Source organism: Rhizobium giardinii bv. giardinii H152, from assembly GCF_000379605.1.
Classification (GTDB): Bacteria; Pseudomonadota; Alphaproteobacteria; order Rhizobiales; family Rhizobiaceae; genus Pararhizobium; species Pararhizobium giardinii.
Genome location: NZ_KB902591.1, coordinates 65,718 through 87,937 on the forward strand (window position 1 = coordinate 65,718; position 22,220 = coordinate 87,937).

Genomic DNA, 22,220 nt, shown 5'->3' on the forward strand with positions numbered 1-22,220 from the left:
TCGCCTCGATTTGAAACGGCGAGCCGCATTTCCGGCCCGAACGGGCGCCGTCGAAACACGCGCCTGAAGGAAAGTGAAAGCCAAGATGGTCACCATTCTCGACCGAACCAATATCGAGAGCGACGCCAAGCGCATCCGTCATCCGGAAAAGGCCCACAAGCCGGATACGGAGATGCTGCGCAAGCCGGAATGGATCCGCGTCAAGGCGCCGGTGTCGAAGGGTTACCAGGAGACCCGCTCGATCGTGAAGGAGCACAAGCTCGTCACCGTCTGCGAGGAAGCGGGCTGCCCGAACATCGGCGAGTGCTGGGACAAGAAACACGCCACCTTCATGATCATGGGCGAGATCTGTACCCGCGCCTGCGCCTTCTGCAACGTCTCGACCGGCAAGCCGAACGCGCTCGACATGGCCGAGCCGGAAAACGTCGCCAAGGCGGTCAAGCAGATGGGTCTTTCTCACGTCGTCATCACGTCGGTGGACCGCGACGACCTGGACGACGGAGGCGCCGAGCATTTCGAAAAGGTTATCTGGGCGATCCGCGCGGCATCGCCGGCAACGACCATCGAAATCCTGACGCCGGACTTTTTGAAGAAACCCGGCGCGCTGGAGCGGGTCGTTGCCGCCAAGCCGGACGTCTTCAACCACAACATGGAAACCGTGCCGGGCAACTATCTGACGGTGCGCCCCGGTGCACGCTATTTCCATTCGATCCGGCTTCTGCAGCGGGTCAAGGAACTCGATCCGACCATGTTCACCAAGTCCGGCATCATGGTGGGCCTCGGCGAAGAGCGCAACGAAGTGCTGCAGCTGATGGACGACCTCAGGACCGCCGACGTCGACTTCCTGACGATCGGCCAGTACCTGCAGCCGACCCGAAAGCACCACAAGGTCGAGAAATTCGTGACGCCGGAAGAATTCAAGTCCTACGAGACCGTCGCTTATACAAAGGGCTTCCTGATGGTCGCGTCCAGCCCGCTGACGCGCTCGTCCCATCATGCCGGTGACGACTTCGCACGGCTGCGCGCGGCGCGGGAAAAGAAGCTGCTGGCTGCGGCCGAGTAAGGAGCAGACGCCTTGGCGGCGCGGGCGACGTGCCGACGCGGGCGACTTGGCGACGTCGACGGTGTTGATGCCTGAATGGAAGCTTTGCTGCGCCCCGCGCGGGGCCGGATATAGGTAAGTTGCGATGGCAGACGGTGTGATGGGCAGGGTGAAGACGGCGCTTCTTATGCCGTACAGTCTCTTTCAAGTGGTGACCGGCAGGAAGGATTTCCGCGATCCGGTGCTTGGCAGTGAGCGACTTAACCGCAAGGGCCTGCATGTGTGGCGGGTGAAGACGACTGCGCGCATCATCGAGTGGCGCCGCCGAAAGCTAACGCACCTGATCTCTGACGCCGAGCGGGCCTTCTTTGCGGAAAACGGCTATATGGAGCGCCGCAATCTCCTGCCGGAGGCGGATTTCAGGGCGCTGGTCGCCGAGGTGGAGGCGCTGAAGGCGCCGGCGCGGGAGATGCGGGAGGGCCGCGCCGTGACGCGCCGTATTCCGCTGACCCCGGACGTGCTGGCCCATTCCCCGATGCTGCGCTCGTTTCTCAGGAGTGAGAAATGGACCGGTCCGATCCGCTATGCGGGCGGCTTCAACGTGGAGCCCGTGCTCAGCATCCAGACGATTTTCGGCGAGCCGACGGCCAAGCCCGGCGAGAAGGATCCGCAGACCGATCTGCACATGGATACGTTCCATTCCACGGCCAAGGCCTGGTTCTTCCTCTATGACGTACCGGAAGACGAGGGGCCGTTCACCTATGTTGCCGGTTCGCACAAGCTGACCAAGCGACGGCTCGCTTGGCAGAAGCGCATGAGCGTTCTGGCGTCGCGACGACACGGTGGCGGGGCTTTCCGTATTCCGGCAACGTCGCTGAAGCGGCTTCACCTTCCCCAACCGACGAAATTTTCGGTCCCGGCCAATACGCTGGTCGTTGGAGACACGTTCGGCTTCCATGCGCGGGGCGTTTCGGTGCGCAAGTCGGTACGGGTCGAGCTCTATGCATCGCAGCGGCCGAACCCGTTCCTGCCCTTCATCAATCTCGACAGCGCCTGGCTGCCTTTTGTCAGTGGCCGCAAGGAAGTCATCAGTTGGTATGTCCAGGACTGGCTGGTGCGGCTCGGCCTCGGCCGGCTGATCTGGCAGCCTGTCGGCGAGGTCTCCGCACGCGACACCGTTGCCGATCGCTAGGCCGGCGCGGGAAAGAAGCTGCCGATTGCGATCGGGTCGTCTTCCTGTGGTTGCAAAACCGAAATCGAGTTGTATGGTGCGCGGCTCCAAGATCTGGAGCCCGTCATGCCGCGCTATGTTTCCGGAATTGAAGAAGCCCTCCCGATCCTTGGCCGCGCCGATCGGATCCTCGTGATCGGCTGCTCCGGCGGCGGCAAGAGCACGCTGTCCAGAGGGCTCTCGAGCAGACTTGACCTGCCTTACGTCTCGATGGACCGGGACTTCTTCTGGCTGCCCGGTTGGGCGAAACGGCCGAAAGCGGAGGAGCGCGCGCTGATTGCCGCCAAGGTCGCAGAGGAGCGATGGATCATGGACGGGACCGGCGCGTCGAGCTTCGACCTGCGCCTGCCGCGAGCGGATCTCGTCGTCTGGGTCCGCGTTCCGCGGCGGATATGTCTGTGGGGGTTGACCTGCCGGGTGGCGTCGAGTTTCGGCCGTGTCCGCGCCGACATGGCGCCCGGTTGTCCTGAACAATTGCCGGATCGCGAATTCCTTTCCTACATCTGGAATTTCGAGCGCCGCGTTTCTCCGCTGATCGTGGATAGGTTAGGCCGGTATTCGCCGGGCATGCCGGTCCTGCAACTGAGGAGCCGCCGCGACATGGGTGCGCTCGTCGCGCGCCTGCAGGGAGCTGTCACTGTCGGATAAGGTTTCGTATGTTCTCGTGCTTGGGTCCCGGAGCCCGGCATCTTGTTTTTACGGAAATCATTGAATATCTGAAATCCATGCCACAATTCGAGACTCACCGGCCCGTCAAGCATACGCCCGACCAGATGTTCGATCTGATTGCCGACGTAGAAAAATACCCGCAATTCCTGCCGCTCTGCGAAGCCTTGGCGGTTCGCTCGCGCAAGGAGCGCGACGGCAAGGTGCTGCTGGTGGCGGACATGACGGTCGGCTACAAGGCGATCCGCGAGACCTTCACCACACAAGTCCTGCTGAACAAGGCCGAGCGGTTCATCGACGTCAAATATCTCGACGGACCATTCAAATATCTCGACAATCGCTGGCGTTTCGAACCGGCGGGCGAGGGCGGTTGCTCCGTCCATTTCTTTATCGATTATGAGTTCAAGAGCCGGATTCTGGGGGCCTTGATGGGCTCCATGTTCGATCGCGCCTTCCGGATGTTTTCAGAGGCCTTCGAAAAGCGCGCCGACGAGATCTATGCCGTCGTGTAAAAGCATTCGCCCATGACGCGTCAGCCTTCTGCCGCCTCCGCCAGCATGTCGAGCGCCGTCCGCACGGTCGCCAGCCGGATTGCATCGCGGCCGATCTCGCCATAGCGCATCTCACGATGGCGCACCGCACCGCCCCGGCTCGCGGCTGCCAGATGCACGAGCCCGACGGGCTTTTCGTCCGTCCCTCCGCTCGGCCCCGCAATGCCGGTGACTGCGATGGCGATATCGGCCTGCGAGTGGGAAAGGGCACCGCGTGCCATCTCGACCGCGGTCTGGCGCGACACCGCCCCATGCGTGGCAAGCGTTGCGGGATCCACACCCAGCATCTGTATCTTGGCGTCGTTGGAATAGGTAACGAAACCGCGGTCGACCACCGAGGACGAACCGGAGACTTCGGTCAGCGCGCCGACGATCAGTCCACCGGTGCAGGATTCCGCCGTCGCAACCATCAGGCGGCGTTCGGAAAATGCAGCGATCAATGCGCGCGCCCTGTGTTCGATTTCCGCTGGCCAGCCGCTCATTTTCCCTCTCCCGAATAAACCACCGTTGCCGTCGCAATGGCGGCGATGCCCTCGCGCCTGCCGACGAAGCCGATCTTTTCGTTGGTCGTCGCCTTCACCGAGCACCGATCGAGGGAGATGTCGAGCATCGCCGCGAGATTTTCGCGCATCGCCTGGCGGTGCGGCCCAACCTTGGGCGCCTCGGCGATCAGCGAAATATCGGCGTTCATGATCGTGCCGCCGTGATCGCGAACGATCTTGGCCGCGTGTTCGAGGAAGATGCGCGAGGCAGCACCTTTCCACTGTGGGTCCGACGGCGGAAAGTGATCGCCGATATCCCCCGCGCCGCAGGTCGCCAGAAGCGCGTCCGTCAGGGCATGCAGCGCCACATCGGCATCGGAATGACCGAGCAGTTTCTGGTCGTGCGGGATGAAAACGCCGCAGAGCGTCACGCCGTCGCCATCGACAAGCTGGTGTACGTCGTAGCCATTGCCGGTGCGCACGTCGGGAAGGGGATTCCGGCTCAGTTTTTCGTCCGCCATGCGGATATCCCGTTTGAGTGTCAGTTTGATATTGTCGACAGAACCCTCGACCAAGGTCACGGGCATGCCGGCCCATTCGGCGATCGAGGCATCGTCGGTGAAGTCGGCGCGGCCGGAAGCGGCAGCTTGTGCATGGGCTGAGAGAATCGGCTCGAAGCGGAAACACTGGGGTGTCTGTGCGGCGAACAGGCCGGTCCTCGACACGGTTTCGACGACCTTGCCATCGGGCGAGCCCCGCTTCAGCGTGTCGGCGACTGCCACGGCGGGAAGGACGGCCTCTGCGCCGTCGGCCAATGCCGAAAAGCAGCGGTCGAGCAGCGCATGATCGACAAACGGGCGCACTGCATCCTGGATCATCACATGCGTGATGCGGGATGCTTCGAGTGCCTTCAACCCGGCAAGCACCGACAGTTGGCGCGTCGGGCCACCATGGACGAGGGTGACGGTCGTTCTATTGTCAGCCAGGTGGCCAAGAGCTTGCTGGAACAGCGCTTCATCATCGGGGTGAATGACGACGACGATTGTCTTTTGCCGCGGCCAGGTCGCAAAAACATCAAGAGTATGGCAGATAACCGGCCGTCCACCGATCAGACGATACTGTTTGGGGCCGTCCTGTTGCGAGCCGGCGCGCTCGCCACGCCCCGCAGCGACGATGACGATACCACAGGAAAGCTGTTCATTTGCCGGCATTTTCTATATGGCTTCCCGCGAATGCACCACCGTCCAGGCCCAACGCTGCTCGTTTGAGCGGCTTAAGATAAACGGCGGCACACCCGTCCAAAAATCTTCAGACGCGGTGGTGATTTACCGCGAAGGACGGGCCTTTACCAGTTCTCCAGGGAATTTTGTGGCGCGGCACTGAAATCGCTTGGCAAGCCTATCAACTATGTCTAAAAATAGTGCAGAATAAAGATGTGCCCGAAAGATAATCATTTGCAGATACCGGATTTGTCATCGCCGTTTCGGGTTGGGGGGCTTTCCTTTCGGAACCGCGTCGTGCTTGCGCCCATGTCGGGTGTGACGGACTTGCCCTTCCGGCAACTGGCCTGGCGTTTCGGCGCAGGTCTCGTCGTCACCGAGATGGTAGCAAGCCGCGAACTCGTGGGCAACGCGTCGGAAAGCTGGGCGCGCCTTAAAAGTTCCGGCATCGATCCGCATATGGTCCAGCTCGCCGGACGCGAAGCCCATTGGATGGCGGAAGCGGCAAAGATCGCTGCCGGCAATGGCGCTGATGTCATCGACATCAATATGGGCTGCCCGGCCAAGAAGGTGACCGGCGGCTATTCCGGCTCTGCCCTGATGCGCGATCCGGACCATGCGCTGTCACTGATCGAAGCGACCGTAAACGCCGTCGACGTGCCCGTGACACTGAAGATGCGCCTTGGTTGGGACGAGAACTCCATCAATGCGCCCGAGATCGCCAAAAGAGCGGAAGAGGCCGGTGTGAAGATGTTCACCATCCACGGCCGCACGCGCATGCAGTTCTATAATGGCAGTGCCGATTGGGATGCGATCCGCACCGTTCGCGATGTGATTTCGGTTCCGCTCGTTGCCAATGGCGATGTCGCCACAACGGCGGATGCCGAGGAAATCCTGAGGCGCTCCGGCGCCGATGCGGTGATGATCGGCCGTTCCAGCCAGGGGCGGCCGTGGCATGCCGGCGTGCTGGCGGGCGCGGCCAGGCATCCGGATGTTGCGGAAATTCAGGATATCGTCGCCGAACATTACGGCATGATGCTCGAATTCTACGGCGCCGATATCGGTCTGCGACATGCCCGAAAACATATCGCTTGGTATCTCGACCGCTTCGCGCGGCAGCTATCGTCACCGGCGAAGGCGGCGATCATGACTTCTACCGACCCGAAAGCCGTCCTTTCCCAAACCGTCGCAGCGATCGCTGCCGGATCGGGGCGCGAAGAAGAAAAGGATGCGGCATGACCGAGAAATTGCGCGAGGAAGAGCAGAAGATCGCGGATTCCATGCCGATGGCCGTTCTCAACGCCATCCAGAACCCTGTCATCCTTGTCGATGAGAATGGCCTCGTGGCGTTTGCGAACTGGGAAGCGGAGTCGTTTTTCGGTGCCAGCGCCAACTATCTCGCCCGCCACGACATCAGTGCCTTCATTCCCTTCGGCAGCCCGCTGCTGACGCTGATCGAGCAGGTGCGCGAACGTCGCGCCGCCGTCAACGAATATCGCGTCGACCTGAGTTCGCCGCGGCTCGGTGCCGACAAGCTGGTCGATCTCTATGTCGCGCCCGTGCTGTCGGAACCAGGCTCGGTGGTGATCGTCTTCCAGGAGCGCTCGATGGCTGACAAGATCGATCGGCAGCTCACCCATCGCGCCGCCGCCCGCTCGGTCACGGGGCTTGCCTCGATGCTGGCCCACGAAATCAAGAACCCGCTTTCGGGTATCAGGGGCGCGGCCCAGCTTCTCGAAACATCGGTCAATGACGACGACCGGGCGCTGACGCGACTGATCTGCGACGAGACCGATCGCATCGTCTCGCTGGTCGACCGCATGGAGGTCTTTTCCGACGAACGGCCGGTCGACCGCCATCCCGTCAACATCCATTCGGTCCTGGATCATGTGAAGGCCGTCGCCAAGGCCGGCTTCGCCCGCAAAATCCGCATTACCGAGAATTACGATCCGTCGCTGCCGCCGGTCTATGCCAATCGCGACCAGTTGATCCAGGTGTTCCTCAACCTGATCAAGAATGCCGCCGAAGCCGTCGCCGACAAGCCGGATGGCGAGATCATGCTGACGACCGCCTATCGGCCGGGCATTCGTCTCTCCGTCGCCGGAACGCGGGAGAAGATCTCGCTGCCGCTCGAATTTTGCGTTCATGACAACGGGCCAGGGGTGCCGGCCGACCTCGTGCCGCATCTGTTCGACCCGTTCATCACCACGAAAACCAACGGCTCCGGCCTCGGGCTGGCGCTGGTTGCCAAGATCATTGGCGGTCATGGCGGCATCGTCGAATGCGATAGCCAGTCGAACCGCACGACATTTCGCGTTCTGATGCCCGCGTCGAAGGGACCAACGGCGGAAGACAGCGAACCACTGACAGTAAAAGGACAATCTTGATGACGGCCGCCACGATTCTCGTTGCTGACGACGACGCTGCCATCCGCACGGTACTCAACCAGGCGCTCAGCCGCGCCGGCTACGACGTACGCATCACCTCCAATGCCGCGACGCTCTGGCGCTGGATCGCGGCCGGCGATGGTGACCTCGTCGTTACCGATGTCGTCATGCCGGACGAAAACGCCTTCGACCTCCTGCCGCGCATCAAGAAGGCGCGACCCGACCTGCCGGTGCTGGTGATGAGCGCGCAGAACACCTTCATGACGGCGATCAAGGCGTCCGAGAAGGGCGCCTATGACTACCTGCCCAAGCCCTTCGACCTGACGGAACTGATTGCGATCATCGGCCGGGCGCTCGCCGAGCCGAAGCGCAAGCCGGCCAAGATGGACGACGACACGCAGGACGGCATGCCACTGGTCGGCCGCTCCGCCGCGATGCAGGAAATCTACCGTGTCCTGGCGCGTCTGATGCAGACCGATTTGACGCTGATGATCACCGGCGAATCCGGCACCGGCAAGGAATTGGTCGCGCGCGCGCTGCACGATTACGGCAAGCGCCGCAATGGTCCTTTCGTCGCCATCAATATGGCCGCGATCCCGCGCGACCTCATCGAATCGGAACTCTTCGGCCATGAGAAGGGGGCTTTCACCGGCGCGCAAAACCGTTCAACGGGTCGATTCGAGCAAGCCGAGGGCGGCACGCTGTTTCTCGACGAGATCGGCGATATGCCGATGGACGCGCAGACGCGGCTGCTGCGCGTGCTGCAGCAGGGCGAATATACCACTGTCGGCGGTCGCACGCCGATCCGCTCCGATGTTCGCATCGTCGCGGCGACCAACAAGGACCTGAAACAGTCGATCAATCAGGGCCTCTTCCGCGAGGACCTCTATTATCGTCTCAATGTCGTGCCGTTGCGCCTCCCGCCGCTGCGCGATCGCGCAGAGGATATCCCGGATCTCGTTCGCCATTTCGTCCAGCAGGCGGAAAAGGAAGGTCTCGACGTCAAGCGATTTGATCAGGAAGCGCTTGAACTGATGAAGGCGCATCCTTGGCCGGGCAACGTTCGCGAACTCGAGAACGTCGTTCGCCGGCTGACCGCGCTCTATCCCCAGGATGTGATCACCAGGGAGATCATCGAAAGCGAATTGCGTTCCGATATTCCCGACAGTCCGATCGAGAAGGCTTCGAGCCGGCCGGGGTCGATGTCGATTTCCCAGGCGGTGGAAGAAAACATGCGACAGTATTTCGCGGGATTCGGCGACGGTCTGCCGCCGGCGGGGCTGTATGACCGGGTGCTGGCCGAGATGGAATATCCCCTGATTCTCGCCGCCTTGACGGCAACGCGCGGCAATCAGATCAAGGCTGCCGACTTGCTTGGTTTGAACCGAAACACCTTGCGCAAGAAGATTCGCGAGCTTGGCGTTTCCGTTTACCGTAGCTCTCGTAGCGCTTGACTTCGCAGCGGTAACCGTTGCATTTTCGCCACAATATGTTGCTTAGAAAGCACACGGGTGGCGACGATTCCTGAAGTTGCGTCATCCGCCGAATCCGTTACGGCGGATGAAAGCAGGGGGAAACGGAGCGGAGAGCTTTATTTCCTAGATAGCAAAAGCGAGAGGCGCTTGCCGTTGTTCAACGAACGGCGCGACGCCGGGGGATGCATGTTGGATGGCCGAAGGGCTTATTGTGCCAGTGGCGAAAGATAAGACTGCGATGATCGGCCCCGACCGGCGCGCATCCTTCGCGTTTCCCGGTCTGATTCTCGCAACAGGTGCGCTCGCCTGCGCGATCGTGTCGCTGCTTATTCTGCTCGGTCTGACGCCGATCAAGCCGGAAACCAATATCATCATTGGATCGGCCGCGATCAATGCGTTGTTCGTTATCGGCCTCATGTTCCTGATCGGTCGCGAGATCGTACGCCTTCTGAAAGCCCGCAAGCGCGGCCGGGCAGCGGCTCGACTGCATGTTCGCATCGTCGCGCTGTTTTCGATCGTCGCGATCACCCCGGCCATTCTGGTTGCGATCTTTGCCACGATTACGCTTGATGTCGGTCTCGATCGCTGGTTTTCGCTACGCACGCAGTCGATCGTCAACTCCTCGCTCGACGTCGCGCAGGCCTATGTGCTTGAGAACGCCAGCTATCTCCAGGGGCAGACGGTCTCCATGGCCAATGACCTGGAGCGTAACCGTCAGCTCTACAGCCTCGACCGCACCGGCTTTATCGACCTGATGACGCGCCAGGCCCGCGGGCGCGGCATGTTGGGCGCTTTCCTGGTGCGGGCGGACGGTTCACCCATACTGCAGGCGAATATCCCCACCGAGCGGCCGTTGCCGGCGATTCCCAGGGACGCGCTGCTCAGCACCGCGTCCGGACAGCCGACCCTCATCCCCCCCGGTGTAACCAACCTGGTCGGTGCGGTCATCCCGATCGACAACATCGATGGGGCGTACCTCTACACCGTGCGCAGCGTCGACCCCAAGGTCATGCGCTCGATGCGGCTGATGGAAGAGAACACCGCCGAATACAAGAATCTCGAAGCCGGACGCACGTCGCTGCAGGTCGCTTTCGGCGTGCTTTATCTCGGCTTTGCGCTGATTGTCCTGCTTGCTGCCATCTGGACCGCAATTGCGGTTGCCGACCGGATCGTTCGGCCGATCCGGCTGCTGATCGGTGCTGCCGACAGCGTGGCGAGCGGCAACCTGAATGTGGTGGTGCCGGTGCATACCGTCGACGGCGACGTTGGCAGCCTGTCGCGCACGTTCAACAAGATGATTGCCGAGATCCGGACGCAGCGAGATCAGATCCTTGAGGCGAAGGACGAGATGGACGACCGCCGCAGGTTTATCGAGGCCGTTCTTTCCGGGGTCACCGCCGCGGTGATCGGGGTAGAGGATGACCGGCGCATCACCATTGCGAATCCGTCGTCCGAACATTTCCTCTCGCGCCCAATCCTTGAGCTCGTCGGTGAAAGACTGGGCGACGTGGCCCCTGAGATCGAACAGGTGCTGAGCGAGGCGGCGAGCCGCCATCGCAACGATTACCGCAAGCAGATCAATATCATGCGCGGCGGCACGGAGCGCACGCTGAATGTTCAGGTGACGCGTGAGGAATCGCACGATGCGAAGGAATCCTACGTTATCACCATCGACGACATCACCGATCTGGTCATCGCCCAGCGCTCGACCGCCTGGGCCGACGTCGCACGCCGCATCGCCCATGAGATCAAGAACCCGCTGACGCCGATCCAGCTTTCGGCCGAGCGCCTGAAGCGCCGCTACGGCAAGCAGATCAATCAGGACGACCGGACGGTGTTCGATCAATGTACCGACACGATTGTTCGCCAGGTCGAGGATATCGGCCGGATGGTCGATGAATTCTCCGGCTTTGCGCGGATGCCGAAGCCGACAAAGGAACGGGCGGACCTGCGCAACATCCTCAAGGATGCCGTCTTCCTGCGCGAGATGGGCAACACCCATGTCACCTTCATCCGCGATTTCGGCGACGAACCGCTCGACGGCACCTTCGACGGGCGCATGCTCGGCCAGGCTTTCGGCAACATCATCAAGAACGCGGTCGAGGCGATCGAAGCCTTGCCGGCCGATGCCGTTCGCGGTGATCGCCGCGTGCTGATCCGTTCGAGACGCAATGAAACGAGCGGCCAGTTCGTTGTCGACATCATCGACAACGGCAAGGGGCTGCCGACCGAAAACCGTCACCGCATCCTCGAGCCCTACATGACGATGCGGGAAAAGGGCACCGGCCTCGGCCTTGCGATCGTCAAGAAGATCATCGAGGACCACGGCGGACAATTGGAACTGCATGACGCCCCCGCTGATTTCGATCACGGGCAGGGCGCCATGATCCGCATTATTTTGCCGCCGGCCGGACAGAGCGGCGGCACTGACGACAGACAAGACAAGGATACTTCCCATGGCGGCTGACATTCTGGTTGTGGACGACGAGGAGGACATTCGCGAGATTGTCTCCGGCATTCTCTCCGACGAGGGTCATGAGACCCGGACTGCGTTCGACAGCGACAGCGCGTTGCAGGCGATCAGCGACCGTGTGCCGCGCCTCGTCTTTCTCGATATCTGGATGCAGGGCAGCCGTCTTGACGGTCTGGCGCTTCTCGACGAGATCAAGGGCCGTTATCCGGACCTGCCGGTGGTCATGATTTCCGGCCACGGCAACATCGAAACCGCCGTGTCGGCGATCCGCCGCGGCGCCTATGATTTCATCGAAAAGCCGTTCAAGGCTGACCGGCTGATCCTGATCGCCGAGCGGGCGCTGGAGAACTCCAAACTCAAGCGGGAAGTCTCCGAGCTGAAGAAGCGCTCCGGTGATCCCGTGGAACTGATCGGTACCTCCGTTGCCGTCTCGCAGCTTCGCCAGACGATCGAAAAGGTCGCGCCCACCAACAGCCGCATCATGATTCACGGACCGTCCGGCTCGGGCAAAGAGCTCGTGGCGCGGATGATTCACCGCAAGTCTTCACGAATGGCGGGGCCATTCGTGGCGCTGAACGCGGCGGCGATCACGCCGGACCGCATGGAAATTGCTCTCTTCGGCACGGAGGGAACGCCCGGCCAGGCGCGCAAGACCGGCGCACTGGAAGAGGCCCATGGCGGCATTCTTTATCTCGATGAAGTCGGCGAAATGCCACGCGAAACGCAAAACAAGATCCTGCGCGTGCTGGTCGATCAGCAGTTCGAACGTGTCGGCGGCTCCAAGCGCGTCAAGGTCGATGTGCGCATTATCTCATCGACCGCCTACAACCTCGAAAGCCAGATTGCCGAGGGCACTTTCCGCGAGGATCTTTATCATCGCCTGGCGGTCATTCCCGTTAGAGTGCCGGCGCTTGCCGAGCGGCGCGAGGATATTCCGTTCCTCGTCGACATGTTCATGCGGCAGGTCAGCGAGCAGGCTGGTATCCGTACTCGCAAGATCGGTGACGATGCTCTGGCGGTACTGCAGTCGCATGACTGGCCGGGCAACATCCGCCAATTGCGCAACAATATCGAGCGCCTGATGATTCTCGCCCGCAGTGATGGCCCGGACACGGCGATCTCAGCGGACATGCTGCCGAGCGAGGTCGGCGACAGCTTGCCGAAAATCTCGGCGCAGGGCGATCAGCACATCATGACGCTGCCGCTGCGCGAGGCACGGGAAATGTTCGAGCGCGACTATTTGATCGCCCAGATCAACCGTTTTGGCGGCAATATTTCGCGTACGGCCGAGTTCGTCGGTATGGAGCGTTCGGCACTGCATCGAAAGCTGAAATCGCTTGGCGTCTGAAATCGCGCATTTCCATCTCTTGAGAAGTCACCCATGTCGAGAATTGCCTATGTGAACGGCGCCTACCAGCGCCACACCGATGCCGCCGTTCATATTGAGGACCGTGGCTTTCAGTTCGCCGATGGCGTCTATGAGGTCTGCGAAATCCGTCACGGCTTCATCGTCGACCTGACCCGGCATCTTAACCGGCTCGACCGATCGCTCAGGGAGATCAGGATTGCCTGGCCGATGACGCGGACGGCGCTCGTTGTCGTCATTCGCGAAGTTCTGCGGCGCAACCGCATACGCAATGGCCTGTTTTACATCCAGGTGACGCGCGGAGCAGCGCGCCGCGACCATGTGTTTCCGGCAGAGGGCACGCCATCGACGCTTGTCGTCACGGCAAAGAGAACCGACGCTTCCCTCATTGCCAGGAAAAACGCCGTAGGAATCCGAGCGATTACCGTGCCGGAAAACCGCTGGGATCGTGTCGACGTGAAGACCGTCGGGCTCCTGGCTAACGTTCTCGCCCGCCAGGCCGCGAAGGAGGAGGGCGCCCAGGAGGCGATCTTCGTCGAGCCGGACGGCACGGTGAAGGAAGGTGCTGCGACCAATGTCTGGATCGTCGACAGGGATGGGACGCTGCGGACGCGTCACGCCGATCACGGCATCCTTCGCGGCATCACCCGCACGACATTGATGGACGTGGCGGCCTCGGTCGGTATCGACATAGAGGAGCGCGCTTTTTCGGTGGAAGACATGCTTGCCGCGCGCGAGGTATTCATCACGGCGGCGACCAGCATCTGTTTTCCGGTGGTGGCGATTAACGGTAAAGTCATCGCCAACGGGCACCCCGGCAGCGTGTCACAGAAAATTCGCGAAGCCTTTTTCGACATTGCGGAAAAGACTGCGATTTGATACCAAAATCCTGGGGGACGCTCGGAAGGGGACTTCTGACGGCGTTCGAGATAAACAGAACGAATAATCAACCGGTTACATTGAACCGGCAAATAAGAAAGAAGCGGCGCCATGGCGGAACGTTCTCAGAACTTGCAGGATCTTTTTCTCAACACCGTCCGCAAGCAGAAGATATCTCTGACGATATTTCTTATCAATGGTGTGAAACTGACGGGCGTTGTGACGTCTTTCGACAATTTTTGTGTCCTCTTGCGGCGTGACGGGCACTCGCAGCTCGTATACAAGCACGCCATCTCGACAATCATGCCGGGCCAGCCGATGCAGATGTTCGAGAGCGAAGAATCCGCATCCTGACGGAAAGCAAGGCACATTACCAAACGTGATACAAAATCGGCGTCGATCATCCCGGAGCTCGAAAAGCTTCGCGATGACATGCGCGCCGTCGTCATCGTACCGGTCCTGAAAAAGACGGGCAGGCAAAATGCCGACGTGATTGCCGCGACCTCGACCCGCAGCGACGAAAGCCGGCTCGAGGAAACCATCGGTCTGGCACTCGCCATCGATCTCGAGGTCGTGCATGGCACGATCGTGCCCATCGCTCAGCCGAAACCCGGGACGCTGCTCGGAACCGGCAAGATCGAGGAGATCGGCCATTTGCTCGTCGAGTACGATGCTGGCCTGGTAATCGTCGATCACCCGCTGACGCCGGTGCAGCAGCGCAACCTCGAAAAAGAATGGAACTGCAAGGTCATCGACCGGACCGGCCTCATCCTCGAAATCTTTGGCCGCCGCGCCTCCACCCGGGAAGGCACGCTGCAGGTCGAGCTTGCGCACCTGAATTACCAGAAGGGCCGGCTGGTCCGCAGCTGGACCCACCTCGAGCGCCAGCGCGGCGGTGCCGGTTTCATGGGCGGTCCCGGTGAAACGCAGATCGAAGCCGACCGCCGGCTGCTGCAGGAAAAGATCGTCAAGCTTGAGAAGGAACTGGAGCAGGTCCGGCGGACTCGCCAGTTGCATCGTGCCAAACGCAAGAAGGTCCCGCATCCGATCGTTGCTCTTGTCGGCTATACCAATGCCGGCAAATCGACCTTGTTCAACCGCATCACCGGTGCCGGCGTTCTTGCCGAAGACATGCTGTTTGCGACGCTTGACCCGACGTTGCGCCGCATGAAGCTGCCGCATGGGCGGATGGTGATCCTGTCCGACACCGTCGGTTTCATCTCAGACCTGCCGACGCATCTGGTCGCCGCCTTCCGGGCAACGCTGGAAGAGGTTTTGGAAGCCGACTTGATCCTGCACGTTCGCGATCTCGCCGATCCTGACAATCAGGTTCAGGCGCAAGACGTGCTGCGCATCCTGACCGATCTCGGCATCGACGAGAAGGCTAGGGCAGAGCGCCTCATCGAGGTCTGGAACAAGATCGACCTGCTTGACCCAGAGGCGCGCGCCGGGCTCGTGCAGAAGGCCGAAAACACGGACAATACGACGGCAGTTTCAGCCATCACCGGCGAGGGCCTCGACGATCTGCTTGAGGAAATCGGCAGCCGGCTTTCCGGTGTCATGACCGAATGCACAGTCGTGCTGCCTGTCGAGAGGCTGCAATTGTTGCCGTGGGTCTACCAGCATGCGATCGTGGATGCTCGGGAAGACATGGAAGACGGGTCGGTCAGCCTCGATCTGCGGTTGACGGCAGCCGAAGCGGAAGAGCTCGAGCGCCGGATGGGGAACGGTCCGAAGGCTGCCGCCCAGGATTGGTAGTCAATGCTTTGCGTGCCACTGCCGCCTACTGGATAATTCCTTAAATCGGAATCGATTTAAGGAGGAAATTATGCAGCAGTTTCAAAGTTCTACAGCGTCCTTTGCGCGTCACGTTTGACGCGCGGCGCTGTAATGGTGCGAAAAGCCCGCCGGTTTCCTTCCCGAGATAAGCGGAGTATTGTGGCGCCTGACGCTCCCGAGCGGGAGAGGGCTGCCATTCCGGGCAGCAAGTTGAAGCCTGTGACGCCTCGAATTGAGGAGGGCAACGACAATGGCCTCGATCGACTTCTGGTTCTCCATCGGAAGTACCTATACGTTTCTTGCGGTGATGCGCCTGTCGCAAATCGCTGCGAAATCCGGTGTCGAGTTTGACTGGCACCCCTTCAATGTGCGGGCCATCATGATCGAGATGGACAATATCCCCTTTGCGAAGAAGCCTGTCAAAGCCGCCTATATGTGGCGCGATATCGAACGGCGTGCCGCCAAGTTCGGGCTGACAGCCCGGTTCCCGATTCCCTATCCGCTGACCGAGCTGGAGCAAGCCAACCGGGTCGCCGTGCTTGCGGCTGCGGAGGGCTGGTGCGCGGCCTATACGGTTGCGGCCTATGAACGATGGTTCGTCAACGGCGAGGCGGCAGGAAGCGAACCGAATCTTTCGGCAAGTATCGCGGCAGCTGGCCAGGATGCGGAGCGCGTGCTGAAGATGGCGAACTCCGAGGCGGGGATCGACGCTCTATACGCGGCGACCGATGAGGCAAGAGGACTGGGGATCTTTGGATCGCCGTCCTTTGTCGTCGATGGCGAACTGTTCTGGGGGCATGACCGCCTGGACGACGCGATCGAGTGGCAAACCAATCTCGACCGGGCGACGCCGGGCTGATTTCGGTCCGGAAAGCAGGTTGGCATGGGCTATTTGAGCTGCCGCTCGATCGCCTTTGCCGCCTGCCAAAGTTCTTCCATTCGCTCCAGCGTTGCCGCTTCCAGGCTTTCGCCTGCGGTTTCCAGTTCCGCCTCGATATGGCTGAAGCGGCGCCGGAACTTGGTGTTCGTTCCGCGCAGCGCCATCTCCGGATCGGCATTGACGTGGCGGCCGATATTGACGACGGCGAAGATCAGGTCGCCGAGCTCTTCCGCCACCTTGGCCTTGTCTTTGGCGGCCAGCGCCTCGCGCAATTCGGCAATCTCTTCCTCGATCTTGTCGAGGATCGGCTCGGGTGACGACCAGTCGAAGCCAACCTTGGCGGCACGTTCCTGAAGCTTCAGCGCTTCGACGAGGGCCGGAAAGCTGCGCTGGACCGAATCGAGATGGCCCTTGTGCGTATCTTCGGGCAAACCGTGCCTGGCGCGCCGTGCGCGCCGTTCGGCTTTTTCTGCCTGCTTGATCTCGCTCCATTGCAGCTTGACCGCCTCCGGCGTATCGGCATCCGAGCGGGCAAAGACATGCGGGTGGCGCCGGATCATCTTTCGCGTGATCGCCTCGACCACATCTGCGAACGCGAAGTGACCGGCTTCCTCGGCCATGCGGGCATGGAACACCACCTGCAGCAAAAGGTCGCCGAGTTCGTCGCACAGATCATCCATGTCGCCGCGCTCGATGGCGTCGGCGACCTCGTAGGCTTCTTCAAGCGTGTAAGGCTTGATCGTCTCGAAGGTCTGGACGACGTCCCAGGGGCAGCCCGTTTCGGGCTGGCGTAGGGCGGCCATGATCTCGATGAGGCGGGTGATGTCCTTGGAGGGCTGCATGGGGCTCAATTCAGCGGAATGGCGTTGCGGTCCTTGCCGGACTGGTAGGCATCGGACAGGGATTGATATTTTTCACGGATGCGCTTGTCCTGGGAACGCAGCGCCGGTTGCACAGTCTCATCGGATGTCGCGACGAGATCGGCAATCGCTGCGGATCGCCAGAAGGCGTTGTTCTTCGCGTAACCGCCGGGATCGAGCCGGAAAACCTCCTTGAGGATTTTCAGGTCGTGCGGGATGGAAAAGGCGTCGCGCGAATCTTCGTGGCTGAAGAAATAATAGAAATTGTCGAAGCCAGCCCAGGTGATGGCCGAAAGGCACATAGAGCAGGGCTCGTGGGTGGACAGGAAAATCAGCTCTTTCGTGTCCGGCTTCTCGGTGCGTTCGTAGAACCGCTTCAGCGTATGGACTTCGCCGTGCCAGAGCGGATTTTCGGTTTCGTTGTTGGTTTCAGCGATCACCAGCGAGAGGTCTGATTTGCGCAGGATCGCGGCGCCGAAGATCTTGTTGCCGGCGCCAACACTCTTTTCCGTCAGCGGCAGGATATCGGCATCGATGACGCTCAGAAGGCGTGCTGCGAGTTCGGAATTCGTCATCGTTTGCAGCTCCCTGATGGATTCGTTGCGCATTTAACGGCTGTGGAGAGCAATAGGCAATGCCAAACGGATGCCTCATCCCGTGTGGCCGCCACGCCACGGCCGGAGAGATTTGCTCAATTCATGCTGAAGTCGAGCAAAACAATACGCAGCTTCAAGAGCCTGCGAATTTCTGTTTCTTCAATTTTCCTTCTATAAAAGGGATATTCCCCAGAACCTGTAACAGGATCATTCCTAGCCTCATGACCGAACAGCTGACCGTATTTCCGGCCTTCTTTCGCGTTGCGCAAAAAAGCGTGGCGGTGTTCGGCAATGGCGATGAGGCTTTCGCCAAGGTCCGGCTGCTGATGAACACGCAGGCCCGGATCGTCGCGTTCGCCGACGAACCGCAGGCGGATTTCGCGGCCTTTCTGGCTGCCAATGCCATTGCGACGGTGCGTGAACCGCTTCATGCTGGCCAAATCGAGGGCGCCACGCTGGTCTTTGCCGCGACCGGCGATGCTGCCCGGGACCGCGTTGTCGTCGCGGCGGCTCGGGAGCGGAAAATTCCGGCCAACGCCGTCGATCAGCCGGAATATTGCGATTTCCTGACGCCGGCGCTGGTCAACCGCGCGCCCGTCGCGGTTGCGATCGGAACCGAAGGTGCAGGCCCGGTACTGGCGCAGATGATCCGCGCCCAGATCGATCAGATCCTGTCGCCCTCGCTCGGCGCACTTGCTTCGCTGGCGCAAGCCTATCGCGATGCCGCCGACCGAATTTTGCCCCGCGGCGTGTCGCGGCGCGTCTTCTGGCGCCGATTTTTCTCCGGTGCCGTGGCCGATCAGGTGGCGCTCGGCAATGTCGCCGAAGCCCGCCGCGAAGCGTCGCGGCTGCTCACGTCCGTGGATCGTGTACCAGGTCATGTCTGGCTGGTTGGTGCCGGTCCGGGTGCCGAGGATCTGCTCACCTTGCGGGCGCAGCGCGTGATGATGGAAGCCGACGTCATTGTCTATGATGCACTGGTGCCGCAGGCGATCGTCGACATGGGCCGCCGCGATGCCGAGCGCCTGTCGGTCGGCAAGCGCAAGGGCTGCCATTCGAAGTCGCAGGAAGAGATCAATCAGTTACTGGTTCGCCTCGGCCAGGAGGGCAAGCGTGTCGTGCGGCTGAAATCGGGCGACCCGCTGGTTTACGGCCGTGCCGGGGAAGAAATGGCTGCGCTGCGCGACGCCGGTATTACCTATGAGATCGTGCCCGGCATCACCTCGGCTTTCGCCGCAGCCGCCGATTTCGAGCTGCCGCTGACGCTGCGCGGTGTGGCTTCGTCGCTGATCTTCACGACCGGCCACGACCTGACAGGCGATGTCCTGCCGGATTGGGCGCGCCTTGCCATTTCCGGCGCGACGATTGCCGTCTATATGGGGCGTACGGTCGCCGCATCGGTCGCTGCGCGGCTGATGCAGGCTGGACTTCCCGCCGAAACGACGGTGGCCGTCGTCGAAAACGCCAGCCGTGCGGAGCGTAAGCTGCTGCACGGCACGCTGAAGGACCTGCCGGATCTGCAATACCGGGATGAACTGGACGGGCCGGTCATGGTGATTATCGGTGACGCCGTCGCCGGAGCGAATTTCGAGCGTTCGGAGCCGCTTGTCCGGGCGAAGGCCGATGGCCAGACTGATCTAGCGCGCAGCGCGGATCAGTCGCGCAAACATAAAGACGAAGTGAGGAACTGACATGGCCGACAAAGTGCTGACTGCAAACCGCCTGTCGGACGGAATTTCCGTCTGGCTCGATGCCGCCGGCAATTGGGTGGAATCGCTGCAGGATGCTTTCGTCGCCCGGCATGCCGAAGCCGTGTCTGCCCTTGAGGAGACCGGAAAAGCAGCCTTTGCCGACAACAAGGTGGTTGACGTGAATGTCATTGACATTGAAGAAGTAGCGGGCGTTCTGCGGCCGCTGCGTTTGCGCGAGCGTGTTCGCGCCGAAGGGCCGACGATCGATTATGCGCCGGGATACAAGGGCCTGACCGGCCCCGTGCAGGCGGCTTGAGGAAAAGAAGACCGATGTACCGTTACGACGAATTCGACCATGCCTTTGTCTCCGGCCGCGTTGAGCAGTTCCGCGATCAAGTGACGCGCCGTCTTTCCGGCGAGCTTGCCGAGGATGCGTTCAAGCCGCTGCGGCTGATGAACGGCGTCTATCTGCAGCTTCATGCCTACATGCTGCGCGTCGCCATTCCCTATGGCACGCTGAACAGCCGGCAGATGCGCATACTCGCCCATATCGCCCGCAAGTATGACCGCGGCTACGGGCATTTCACCACGCGCCAGAACATCCAGTACAACTGGCCGAAGCTTTCGGACACGCCGGATATCCTCGCCGAACTCGCATCGGTCGAAATGCACGCGCTGCAGACGTCGGGCAACTGCATCCGCAACGTCACGGCCGACCATTTCGCCGGTGCAGCCGCCGATGAGGTCGCCGATCCGCGCCCCTACGCCGAAATCCTGCGCCAGTGGTCTTCCGTCCATCCGGAATTCTCGTTCCTGCCGCGCAAGTTCAAGATCGCCGTCACCGGCGCCGAGCGTGACCGCGCGGCGATCCAGGTGCATGACATCGGCCTGCATCTGAAGAAGAACGACAAGGGCGAGATCGGCTTTGCCGTCTATGTCGGCGGCGGGCAGGGGCGCACGCCGATGATCGCCAAGAAGATCCGCGACTTCCTGCCGGAAGAGGACCTGCTGTCCTACACGACTGCGATCATGCGCGTGTACAACCTCCATGGCCGGCGCGACAACAAGTACAAGGCTCGCATCAAGATCCTCGTTCACGAAACCGGTGCCGAGGAGCTGGCCCGGCAAGTCGATGCGGAGTTTGCACAGCTGAAAAATACGGAACTGAAACTTCCGGACGCAGACATCCAGGCGATCACCACCTATTTCGCCTTGCCGCCGCTGACCGAGCGGCCGGAAGGCTGGGCAAGTCTGGCCGGCTGGAAGAAGGCCGATCCGGATTTCGCCCGCTGGGTGCAGCAGAACGTCCAGCCCCACAAGCATCCCGACTACGGCATGGTGACGATCTCGCTGAAGCCGATCGGCGGTATTCCGGGCGACGCCAGCGACAGCCAGATGGATGCGATTGCCGATCTCGCGGAGGAATATGCCTTTGACGAAATCCGCATCAGCCATGAGCAGAACGTGATCTTCCCGCATGTGGCGCTTGCAGATCTCGAGCCGCTTTATCGCGGACTGGTTGCCCAGGGCCTTGCGACCGCCAATGCCGGATTGATCACGGATATCATTGCCTGTCCCGGCTTGGACTACTGCGCGCTTGCCAATGCGCGCTCGATTCCGCTAGCGCAGGAAATCTCCAACCGTTTCGGCAATCCGGACAAGCAGGCGGAGATCGGCGAGCTGAAGATCAAGATCTCCGGCTGCATCAACGCCTGCGGTCACCACCATGTCGGCCATATCGGCCTGCTGGGCGTCGAGAAGAAGGGCGCAGAGCTCTATCAGATCACGCTCGGTGGCTCCGGCGACGAGAACACCTCGATCGGCGAAATCATCGGCCGGGGCTTCGAGCCGGAAAAGGTGACGGATGCAGTCGAGACGATCGTCAACACGTATCTTGGCCTGCGCAAGGATTCATCCGAGATTTTCCTCGATGCCTATCGGCGGGTCGGGCCACAGCCCTTCAAGGATGCGTTGTATGGCGGCAGCGCCCAGGAAGCAGCCTGATGCCTGGGGAAATGGGGCGCAAGGACAAAGACATGACGAAAATCTGGAAAGAAACCGGCTTCGTGACAGATGACCCCTGGGTCGTCGAAACCGATGAGACCAAGGCTGGCTCGAACGAAAAGGCCATCCTCGGCCTCGATCTCTTCATCGAGAAAGCATCGTCCGGTGATAGCGGGCTCGGCGTACTGATCAATCCGGCCGACGATGTGACGCGGCTACAGCCATTCCTCGAACAGGTGTCGCTGATCGCCGTCGCCTTTCCGGCCTTCAACGACGGCCGGGCCTTCAGCCATGCCTCGCTGCTCAGGGCACGCCTCGGTTATGGCAAGGAAATCCGCGCTGTCGGCGATGTGCTGATCGACCAGGTGCCGCTGATGCTGCGCTGTGGCATCGATAGCTTTGCCGTCACCAACGCAACGGCTCTCAAGCGCCTTTCCGAAGGGCGGCTGCCGGGCATCGACAATCACTACCAGCCGACAGCGCGTCCGTCGGCGGATGCGAAATCCTACAGCTGGCGCCGGGTCTCCTGAGCGCCGCGACAGTCTGAAGCACGCATCAATCCGCAAAAGGCGCTATAATTGGAACGGATTTGCTTCCAAAGCCGTGCCGATTGGAATATCCGCTGATACCTGAAACAT

At 61.2% G+C, this 22,220-nt stretch carries 21 protein-coding genes; 17 read left to right on the forward strand and 4 right to left on the reverse strand.

Annotated features, from left to right (window positions below; genetic code table 11):
• Positions 1-85 precede the first annotated feature (85 nt).
• From lipA to A3AY_RS0107970, 4 genes are all read left to right on the forward strand, one after another.
• Positions 86-1,063, forward strand: coding sequence for a lipoyl synthase (gene lipA, locus A3AY_RS0107955; RefSeq protein WP_018325152.1), 978 nt, complete (start codon positions 86-88; stop codon positions 1,061-1,063).
• A 124-nt stretch (positions 1,064-1,187) separates the two neighbouring features.
• Positions 1,188-2,234: a phytanoyl-CoA dioxygenase family protein gene (locus tag A3AY_RS0107960; protein ID WP_018325153.1), complete on the forward strand. Its 1,047-nt coding sequence runs from the start codon at positions 1,188-1,190 to the stop codon at positions 2,232-2,234.
• A 105-nt stretch (positions 2,235-2,339) separates the two neighbouring features.
• Complete coding sequence (locus tag A3AY_RS0107965; protein ID WP_026203226.1) at positions 2,340-2,921, forward strand: P-loop NTPase family protein; 582 nt, start codon at positions 2,340-2,342, stop codon at positions 2,919-2,921.
• Between the two features lie 77 nt (positions 2,922-2,998).
• Positions 2,999-3,451 carry a type II toxin-antitoxin system RatA family toxin gene (locus A3AY_RS0107970; protein ID WP_026203227.1) on the forward strand — a complete coding sequence of 151 codons (453 nt, stop codon included), beginning with the start codon at positions 2,999-3,001 and terminating at the stop codon, positions 3,449-3,451.
• A 20-nt stretch (positions 3,452-3,471) separates the two neighbouring features.
• Here A3AY_RS0107970 and A3AY_RS0107975 read toward each other — a convergent pair whose 3' ends face one another.
• Both A3AY_RS0107975 and A3AY_RS0107980 read right to left on the reverse strand, forming a co-directional pair.
• The gene (locus A3AY_RS0107975; protein WP_018325156.1) at positions 3,472-3,972 is read right to left on the reverse strand and encodes a CinA family protein; all 501 of its coding nucleotides are present in this window, start codon (positions 3,970-3,972) and stop codon (positions 3,472-3,474) included.
• Complete coding sequence (locus A3AY_RS0107980; RefSeq protein ID WP_018325157.1) at positions 3,969-5,183, reverse strand: bifunctional 2-C-methyl-D-erythritol 4-phosphate cytidylyltransferase/2-C-methyl-D-erythritol 2,4-cyclodiphosphate synthase; 1,215 nt, start codon at positions 5,181-5,183, stop codon at positions 3,969-3,971. The genes A3AY_RS0107975 and A3AY_RS0107980 overlap by 4 nt, the downstream gene beginning before the upstream one ends.
• 222 nt (positions 5,184-5,405) lie before the next feature.
• On the opposite strand from A3AY_RS0107980, the gene dusB reads away from it, so the two are divergent.
• The 9 genes from dusB (at position 5,406) to A3AY_RS0108025 (ending at position 16,410) form a co-directional block, all read left to right on the forward strand.
• Positions 5,406-6,431 carry a tRNA dihydrouridine synthase DusB gene (gene dusB, locus A3AY_RS0107985; protein ID WP_026203228.1) on the forward strand — a complete coding sequence of 342 codons (1,026 nt, stop codon included), beginning with the start codon at positions 5,406-5,408 and terminating at the stop codon, positions 6,429-6,431.
• Positions 6,428-7,579 carry a two-component system sensor histidine kinase NtrB gene (locus A3AY_RS0107990; RefSeq protein ID WP_018325159.1) on the forward strand — a complete coding sequence of 384 codons (1,152 nt, stop codon included), beginning with the start codon at positions 6,428-6,430 and terminating at the stop codon, positions 7,577-7,579. Before dusB ends, A3AY_RS0107990 begins: the two co-directional genes overlap by 4 nt.
• Positions 7,579-9,033, forward strand: a complete 1,455-nt coding sequence (gene ntrC / locus A3AY_RS0107995; RefSeq protein ID WP_018325160.1) for a nitrogen regulation protein NR(I) — start codon at positions 7,579-7,581, stop codon at positions 9,031-9,033. The genes A3AY_RS0107990 and ntrC overlap by 1 nt, the downstream gene beginning before the upstream one ends.
• Before the next feature lie 214 nt (positions 9,034-9,247).
• A complete protein-coding gene (locus A3AY_RS0108000; RefSeq protein ID WP_026203229.1) occupies positions 9,248-11,521 on the forward strand; it encodes a sensor histidine kinase NtrY-like in 2,274 nt (757 codons plus the stop codon).
• Entirely contained in the window at positions 11,511-12,875 is a 1,365-nt protein-coding gene (gene ntrX / locus A3AY_RS0108005) for a nitrogen assimilation response regulator NtrX (protein WP_018325162.1), read from the forward strand. The genes A3AY_RS0108000 and ntrX overlap by 11 nt, the downstream gene beginning before the upstream one ends.
• Before the next feature lie 33 nt (positions 12,876-12,908).
• Positions 12,909-13,772, forward strand: coding sequence for a D-amino-acid transaminase (locus A3AY_RS0108010; protein ID WP_018325163.1), 864 nt, complete (start codon positions 12,909-12,911; stop codon positions 13,770-13,772).
• Positions 13,773-13,883: 111 nt separating this feature from the next.
• Positions 13,884-14,126, forward strand: a complete 243-nt coding sequence (hfq, locus tag A3AY_RS0108015) for an RNA chaperone Hfq (protein ID WP_018325164.1) — start codon at positions 13,884-13,886, stop codon at positions 14,124-14,126.
• Between the two features lie 78 nt (positions 14,127-14,204).
• Positions 14,205-15,530: a GTPase HflX gene (gene hflX / locus A3AY_RS0108020; RefSeq protein WP_018325165.1), complete on the forward strand. Its 1,326-nt coding sequence runs from the start codon at positions 14,205-14,207 to the stop codon at positions 15,528-15,530.
• A 271-nt stretch (positions 15,531-15,801) separates the two neighbouring features.
• Positions 15,802-16,410, forward strand: coding sequence for a 2-hydroxychromene-2-carboxylate isomerase (locus A3AY_RS0108025; protein WP_018325166.1), 609 nt, complete (start codon positions 15,802-15,804; stop codon positions 16,408-16,410).
• A 29-nt stretch (positions 16,411-16,439) separates the two neighbouring features.
• Here A3AY_RS0108025 and mazG read toward each other — a convergent pair whose 3' ends face one another.
• Positions 16,440-17,273: a nucleoside triphosphate pyrophosphohydrolase gene (gene mazG, locus A3AY_RS0108030; RefSeq protein ID WP_018325167.1), complete on the reverse strand. Its 834-nt coding sequence runs from the start codon at positions 17,271-17,273 to the stop codon at positions 16,440-16,442.
• A 5-nt stretch (positions 17,274-17,278) separates the two neighbouring features.
• Complete coding sequence (locus tag A3AY_RS0108035) at positions 17,279-17,866, reverse strand: deaminase (RefSeq protein ID WP_026203230.1); 588 nt, start codon at positions 17,864-17,866, stop codon at positions 17,279-17,281.
• A 242-nt stretch (positions 17,867-18,108) separates the two neighbouring features.
• Between A3AY_RS0108035 and cysG the strand changes: the two genes are divergently transcribed.
• Genes cysG through A3AY_RS0108060 form a run of 4 tightly spaced genes read left to right on the forward strand, consistent with a single transcriptional unit; the run spans position 18,109 to position 22,112 of the window.
• Positions 18,109-19,578 (forward strand): siroheme synthase CysG, encoded by a 1,470-nt coding sequence (gene cysG / locus A3AY_RS0108045; protein WP_018325170.1) that lies wholly within the window; start codon positions 18,109-18,111, stop codon positions 19,576-19,578.
• Between the two features lies 1 nt (position 19,579).
• Entirely contained in the window at positions 19,580-19,894 is a 315-nt protein-coding gene (locus tag A3AY_RS0108050) for a DUF2849 domain-containing protein (RefSeq protein WP_018325171.1), read from the forward strand.
• A 14-nt stretch (positions 19,895-19,908) separates the two neighbouring features.
• Positions 19,909-21,582: a nitrite/sulfite reductase gene (locus A3AY_RS0108055; RefSeq protein WP_018325172.1), complete on the forward strand. Its 1,674-nt coding sequence runs from the start codon at positions 19,909-19,911 to the stop codon at positions 21,580-21,582.
• A gap of 32 nt (positions 21,583-21,614) precedes the next feature.
• The gene (locus tag A3AY_RS0108060; RefSeq protein ID WP_026203231.1) at positions 21,615-22,112 is read left to right on the forward strand and encodes a DUF934 domain-containing protein; all 498 of its coding nucleotides are present in this window, start codon (positions 21,615-21,617) and stop codon (positions 22,110-22,112) included.
• Positions 22,113-22,220: the final 108 nt, after the last annotated feature.

What these genes read in the sequence shown, in the direction of transcription:
- lipA (WP_018325152.1), top strand. Translation starts at nt 86, where the DNA reads ATGGTCACCATTCTCGACCGAACCAATATCGAGAGCGACGCCAAGCGC.
- A3AY_RS0107960 (WP_018325153.1), top strand. Translation starts at nt 1,188, where the DNA reads ATGGCAGACGGTGTGATGGGCAGGGTGAAGACGGCGCTTCTTATGCCG.
- A3AY_RS0107965 (WP_026203226.1), top strand. Translation starts at nt 2,340, where the DNA reads ATGCCGCGCTATGTTTCCGGAATTGAAGAAGCCCTCCCGATCCTTGGC.
- A3AY_RS0107970 (WP_026203227.1), top strand. Translation starts at nt 2,999, where the DNA reads ATGCCACAATTCGAGACTCACCGGCCCGTCAAGCATACGCCCGACCAG.
- A3AY_RS0107975 (WP_018325156.1), bottom strand. Translation starts at nt 3,972, where the DNA reads ATGAGCGGCTGGCCAGCGGAAATCGAACACAGGGCGCGCGCATTGATC.
- A3AY_RS0107980 (WP_018325157.1), bottom strand. Translation starts at nt 5,183, where the DNA reads ATGCCGGCAAATGAACAGCTTTCCTGTGGTATCGTCATCGTCGCTGCG.
- dusB (WP_026203228.1), top strand. Translation starts at nt 5,406, where the DNA reads ATGTGCCCGAAAGATAATCATTTGCAGATACCGGATTTGTCATCGCCG.
- A3AY_RS0107990 (WP_018325159.1), top strand. Translation starts at nt 6,428, where the DNA reads ATGACCGAGAAATTGCGCGAGGAAGAGCAGAAGATCGCGGATTCCATG.
- ntrC (WP_018325160.1), top strand. Translation starts at nt 7,579, where the DNA reads ATGACGGCCGCCACGATTCTCGTTGCTGACGACGACGCTGCCATCCGC.
- A3AY_RS0108000 (WP_026203229.1), top strand. Translation starts at nt 9,248, where the DNA reads ATGGCCGAAGGGCTTATTGTGCCAGTGGCGAAAGATAAGACTGCGATG.
- ntrX (WP_018325162.1), top strand. Translation starts at nt 11,511, where the DNA reads ATGGCGGCTGACATTCTGGTTGTGGACGACGAGGAGGACATTCGCGAG.
- A3AY_RS0108010 (WP_018325163.1), top strand. Translation starts at nt 12,909, where the DNA reads ATGTCGAGAATTGCCTATGTGAACGGCGCCTACCAGCGCCACACCGAT.
- hfq (WP_018325164.1), top strand. Translation starts at nt 13,884, where the DNA reads ATGGCGGAACGTTCTCAGAACTTGCAGGATCTTTTTCTCAACACCGTC.
- hflX (WP_018325165.1), top strand. Translation starts at nt 14,205, where the DNA reads ATGCGCGCCGTCGTCATCGTACCGGTCCTGAAAAAGACGGGCAGGCAA.
- A3AY_RS0108025 (WP_018325166.1), top strand. Translation starts at nt 15,802, where the DNA reads ATGGCCTCGATCGACTTCTGGTTCTCCATCGGAAGTACCTATACGTTT.
- mazG (WP_018325167.1), bottom strand. Translation starts at nt 17,273, where the DNA reads ATGCAGCCCTCCAAGGACATCACCCGCCTCATCGAGATCATGGCCGCC.
- A3AY_RS0108035 (WP_026203230.1), bottom strand. Translation starts at nt 17,866, where the DNA reads ATGACGAATTCCGAACTCGCAGCACGCCTTCTGAGCGTCATCGATGCC.
- cysG (WP_018325170.1), top strand. Translation starts at nt 18,109, where the DNA reads ATGACCGAACAGCTGACCGTATTTCCGGCCTTCTTTCGCGTTGCGCAA.
- A3AY_RS0108050 (WP_018325171.1), top strand. Translation starts at nt 19,580, where the DNA reads ATGGCCGACAAAGTGCTGACTGCAAACCGCCTGTCGGACGGAATTTCC.
- A3AY_RS0108055 (WP_018325172.1), top strand. Translation starts at nt 19,909, where the DNA reads ATGTACCGTTACGACGAATTCGACCATGCCTTTGTCTCCGGCCGCGTT.
- A3AY_RS0108060 (WP_026203231.1), top strand. Translation starts at nt 21,615, where the DNA reads ATGACGAAAATCTGGAAAGAAACCGGCTTCGTGACAGATGACCCCTGG.